The organism is Planktothricoides sp. SR001, from assembly GCF_001276715.1.
GTDB lineage: Bacteria > Cyanobacteriota > Cyanobacteriia > Cyanobacteriales > Laspinemataceae > Planktothricoides > Planktothricoides raciborskii.
In genome coordinates this window covers 1-4686 of the sequence record NZ_LIUQ01000114.1, presented here as the reverse complement: position 1 = coordinate 4686, position 4686 = coordinate 1, and the positions used below count along the sequence as shown (strand labels likewise).

General features: G+C 45.1%; 4 protein-coding genes. All 4 read left to right on the top strand.

Translation table 11 applies throughout. The annotated features are described in order from the left end of the window. Positions 1-181 precede the first annotated feature (181 nt). The 4 genes from AM228_RS28435 to AM228_RS28420 all read left to right on the top strand — a co-directional run bounded on the left by AM228_RS28435 (position 182) and on the right by AM228_RS28420 (position 4634). Positions 182-508, top strand: coding sequence for a DUF6825 family protein (locus tag AM228_RS28435; protein WP_054470380.1), 327 nt, complete (start codon positions 182-184; stop codon positions 506-508). A 220-nt stretch (positions 509-728) separates the two neighbouring features. Then, a complete protein-coding gene (locus AM228_RS28430) occupies positions 729-2414 on the top strand; it encodes an AarF/ABC1/UbiB kinase family protein (RefSeq protein WP_231636977.1) in 1686 nt (561 codons plus the stop codon). An 84-nt stretch (positions 2415-2498) separates the two neighbouring features. Beyond that, positions 2499-3224, top strand: coding sequence for a Stp1/IreP family PP2C-type Ser/Thr phosphatase (locus AM228_RS28425; protein ID WP_054470377.1), 726 nt, complete (start codon positions 2499-2501; stop codon positions 3222-3224). A 534-nt stretch (positions 3225-3758) separates the two neighbouring features. Beyond that, positions 3759-4634 carry a universal stress protein gene (locus AM228_RS28420; RefSeq protein WP_054470376.1) on the top strand — a complete coding sequence of 292 codons (876 nt, stop codon included), beginning with the start codon at positions 3759-3761 and terminating at the stop codon, positions 4632-4634. Positions 4635-4686 lie beyond the last annotated feature (52 nt).

Below are 4686 nucleotides of genomic sequence, written 5' to 3'. Positions count from 1 at the left end.
CTCCCATCGACCCCTACCGTTGCTCCGTTGCTAGTTCTTATTAAACAAATAACAAATAACAAACAACCAACAAATAATAACCAATAACCAATAACAAAAAAATAAATGCCCAGAACCTACACCCAAAAGTAAATCGCTGTTATAATCATCTGCGGATGTGTGTGTACATGATGTAAGTAAAATGAATCCTCTTGTTAATGCTTTCTTTGTAGGCCGAGCCCTGGCAGAAGTTGTCAATCAGACGATTTCGAAAACCATTACGAATGCCTTAAGCGAACTGGGTAAGTTTGATGCAGAACAACGGGAAAACTTACGCAAGTTTACCGAAGAAGTGATGGAACGAGCCAAGCGAGACGCCGAAGCGGTTAGCTTAGAAAGTACCGGATCGGGCAGCGGGGCGAATGGGTCAGAATCAGAAGATTTACAAGCCACCATTGACGAATTACGAGCAGAAATTGCCCAGGTCAGAGCAGAATTGCAACGTTATCGTAGCAATTCTCGTGCTTGATTAATTATGATAAATTATGGGGATTGTCACTGATAAAATAAAGACTGACAATCGCCGGTTAAACTAATTTAGATACCCTTAGATCCCCTCTGAAAAACGAGTTGCGCTTTTGCCTGTGTCACCTCTAACTGAAACTGATATTCAAAACCGTCAGCGTCCCTTAAATGGCCAACACTTAGCCAAGTCTAACCGGGACGCACAGGCTACTGATGCCGTCGGGATTACCCACTCTTCTGAGAAGAAAACTTACCGTTGGAGTCGGCCAAACTATTCTCGCTTTCAGCGCCGAATTCATATTTGGAGTTGTGTGTTCAGGTTTACCACTGAACTGTGGCTAAATAGCAAACCTTGGAGCTACCCAAACGGATATACCGAAGAAGCGAAAGGGGCGAGACGTCGTAAGCAAGCGATCTGGGTGCGGGAAACTTTCTTGGATCTTGGCCCAACGTTTATTAAACTGGGACAGCTATTTTCTACCCGGTCCGATCTGTTTCCTTCGGAATATGTAGAAGAACTGTCTAAGCTGCAAGATAAGGTGCCTGCCTTTAGTTATGAGCAGGTGAAACAAATTATTCAAGAAGAATTTGGCCGCAGTGTGGATGAATTGTTCCGCAGCTTTGACCCAGTTCCTTTGGCGGCAGCCAGTTTGGGACAAGTTCATAAAGCGCAGCTAATGAACGGGGAAGAAGTAGTGGTCAAGGTGCAGCGCCTGGGCTTACAAAAACTCTTCGGCATTGATTTGGCGATCGCCAAAACCATCGCTCAATACTTTAAAAATCATCCCCGTTGGGGTAAAGGTCGAGATTGGTTGGGCATTTATGATGAATGCTACAAAATTCTCTACGAAGAAATTGATTACCTCAACGAAGGGCGGAACGCGGATACCTTTCGGCGGAATTTTCGCGGGGTAAATTGGGTGAAAGTCCCCCGGGTTTATTGGCGCTATGCTTCCCCCAGGGTCTTGACCCTAGAATATATTCCCGGAATTAAAATAAGTCATTACGAAGCGATCGAAGCCGCTGGACTGGATCGGAGAACTTTGGCCAACCTGGGGGCGGAAGCTTATTTACGTCAACTGCTCAATCATGGGTTTTTCCACGCCGACCCTCACCCAGGCAATATTGCTGTCAGCCCTGATGGTGCTTTGATCTTTTACGATTTTGGCATGATGGGGTCTATCCGCAGAGATATTCGGGAAGGACTGCTGGATCTGTTTTTTGGCATTGCCCAAAAAAATGCCGATAAAGTGGTGACTTCTTTGATAGAATTAGGTGCCCTAGCACCGATGGAAGACCCAGGCCCGGTACGGCGTTCGATCCAATACATTCTAGATAATTTAATGGATCAACCGTTTGAGGAGCAGTCGGTGACACAGATTAGCGATGATTTATATGAAATCGCTTATGACCAGCCGTTTCGCTTCCCAGCCACCTTTACTTTTGTCATGCGAGCCTTTTCTACCTTAGAAGGGGTCGGCAAAGGTCTCGATCCAGAGTTTAATTTTATGGAGGTAGCAAAACCCTTTGCTCTACAGATTATGAGTAATGGCAATGGACTGGATCAATCTAGCTTTTTAGATCAACTAGGTCGCCAAGCAGCGGAAGTCAGTAGTACCGCCTTCGGTTTACCAGGTCGGATTGAGGATACCATTGAAAAATTAGATCGCGGTGACATCCGTTTGCGGATTCGCTCCACGGAAACCGACCGAGTAATCCGACGCCTAGGTAGTATTCAAATGGGTACGAATTTGGCTTTGCTGGTGAGCGCTTTTACCCTATCGGCAACGATCTTATTGGTGAATAATTGGCTATGGTTGGCCGGTGCGATCGCCCTGGTCGCAGTTTTACTGGCAGGTAGCTTAATTCGCCTATTAATGGGATTGGAGCGAATGGATAAAATGCTTTAAGGAGCAATTAATTAGTCCCAAACCATCGATTTTTATCGATTTTTTCTGATTTACTGTCGCCTGATGCTGAAAAAAAATTGAATTATGAAACGCTATTTTGCGGGTCTAACGGATACAGGAGTCGTTCGTTCGGTTAATCAAGATGATTATTATATGGACGAACCGGAGGGACGATTTTTTATCGTCGCCGATGGCATGGGAGGTCATGCGGGAGGTCAAGAAGCATCTCGAATTGCGGTGCAAACGATCAAAAATTATTTACAAAATCAGTGGCATTCCGATAAGAGTTCCGCTGAAATTCTCAATCAAGCTTTTCGCCTCGCGAATGAGACAATTGTTCAGGAGCAACAGCGACATCCCGCATTGAATGATATGGGAACGACCGCTGTGGCGGTGATTTTTCGCGATGACCAGCCCTGGTGCGCTCATGTGGGGGACTCTCGTTTATATCGTCTACGCGGGTCAAAATTGCAGCAAATTACCGACGATCATACCTGGGTGGCGCGGGCAATTCAGGCTGGTCATTTAACTGCCGAACAAGGGCGAAGTCATCCGATGCGTCATGTTTTGGAGCGATGTATTGGTCGCCCGGATCTCCCGGAAGTGACGGTGAATCCGTTTGAGGTGCAAACCGGCGATCGCCTCCTGCTTTGTTCTGATGGCCTGACGGAAGAATTATCCGATGCCGCGATCGCCAATAACCTGAAATCAATTAGAGCCGGGGAAAAAGCGGCGACCACTTTGGTAGACGCCGCCAAAGAAAAAGGTGGACGAGACAATATTACCGTGGTGATTATCACGATTGCTTAAATAGAAGATTCGCCTAGAAAAATATTCATACATCTAATTTGCTGGATAACCCGGAATTGTCATTCTCACCGCCATCGGTCTGGCTCAGGAAATTTATTGTAGAAGAATCTGAATTAAAGAAGCATATGGATTAAAATAGCCCAGGCTATCAAAAAAAGATATATCTAACCGTCGATCCGGCATCGATAATTCGTCGAATTCCCGGAGAATATCCGCCCATTAATGCCCATTAATTATATTTAATTATATAAATTAAATGAATTAAATCGTCAATCAATTGGGCAGATATCAGTCAGAAGAGATCGACTACCCGCCATCAGAAATCCTGCGTCTCTCCTCACCCGTAAGACTCTGACTAAAACCAATTAGAAGTTGTTACCCTAGGTATAAACGAGCGGAATAGATGTTGAGGAAAACAGATGTGGGAATGGTACTGCGATCTGGGTAAACTTGGTTAACTCTGTTGTGAACCAGCGTCAATCCCAGCCAACCTTCCTTGGACGGGATTTTATCAAATCAGTCGCGGAAATCCTCATGTTTAGAAAAATTTTGGTTTCTACAAATTTTACAGACGGTTTACATCGTCTAGGTCAATTTTTGCCGAGTTTGGCCGCCGGTGGAGTCGAGCAAATCGTATTTCTGCATTGTGTTCCCTTTTGGTCAAAAGGTCAGATTCCTCGGGAAGATACAGAGCAAATTAAGAAAGCACAAGATCGCTTGTCTTTCATTACTGAAAATATCCCCAATGGGATGGAAGTGGCGGTAGAAATTAAATCCGGTTTACCCATAGATCATATTCTCAAAGTTGCTCAAACTTATAAAAGTGACGTAGTTGTTGTGGGTACGGAACCGAAAACTTTACTGAGTGACCAACTGTTTGGTGCGACTATTATTGATTTATCGGCTCGGATTAAGGTTCCCCTGATCACTTTTCCTACTCCTTTGTTATATGCCTTGACTGCGGAAGAATTGGATTTACGTTGTCGGCACTTATTGCGCTATGTGGGAATTCCTTATGATGATACGGATGTTTCCCCGCAATTGGTGGCAGAATTTAAACGCTATGCGGCACAACGTCCCGCTAATTCTCTGGAACGTTGTATGCTGATTTGGATTATTGATGCCGGTATTCTGCGCGAGGTGCCGAAAGATTCTTTGCTCAAAGAAGCTCAGGCAAAATTAGGGGCAATCAAAACCGAGTTGGCAGGGTTGAATTTAGAAGTGGATATCGAGGTGCGCTTGGGAGAACCTGTTCCCGATATCTTGGAAATCGCCGCCATGAGTGATATTTGTGCGATCGCCGTGGCGGGTAAAAATTTAGGCGGTTCTTGGGATTGGGTTCGCAATTTCCGGCGCGATCTGCTGCGAGGCAGCAGTCAACCTCTGATCTTTTTCCCCTTACGCTCTTAGAGTTGATTTTGTTGATTAAGAGTCCATATTCATTAGCGCGACCTGAACTGGT

Coding starts and splice junctions, on each gene's coding strand:
- AM228_RS28435 (WP_054470380.1), top strand. CDS start 182: ATGAATCCTCTTGTTAATGCTTTCTTTGTAGGCCGAGCCCTGGCAGAA.
- AM228_RS28425 (WP_054470377.1), top strand. CDS start 2,499: ATGAAACGCTATTTTGCGGGTCTAACGGATACAGGAGTCGTTCGTTCG.
- AM228_RS28420 (WP_054470376.1), top strand. CDS start 3,759: ATGTTTAGAAAAATTTTGGTTTCTACAAATTTTACAGACGGTTTACAT.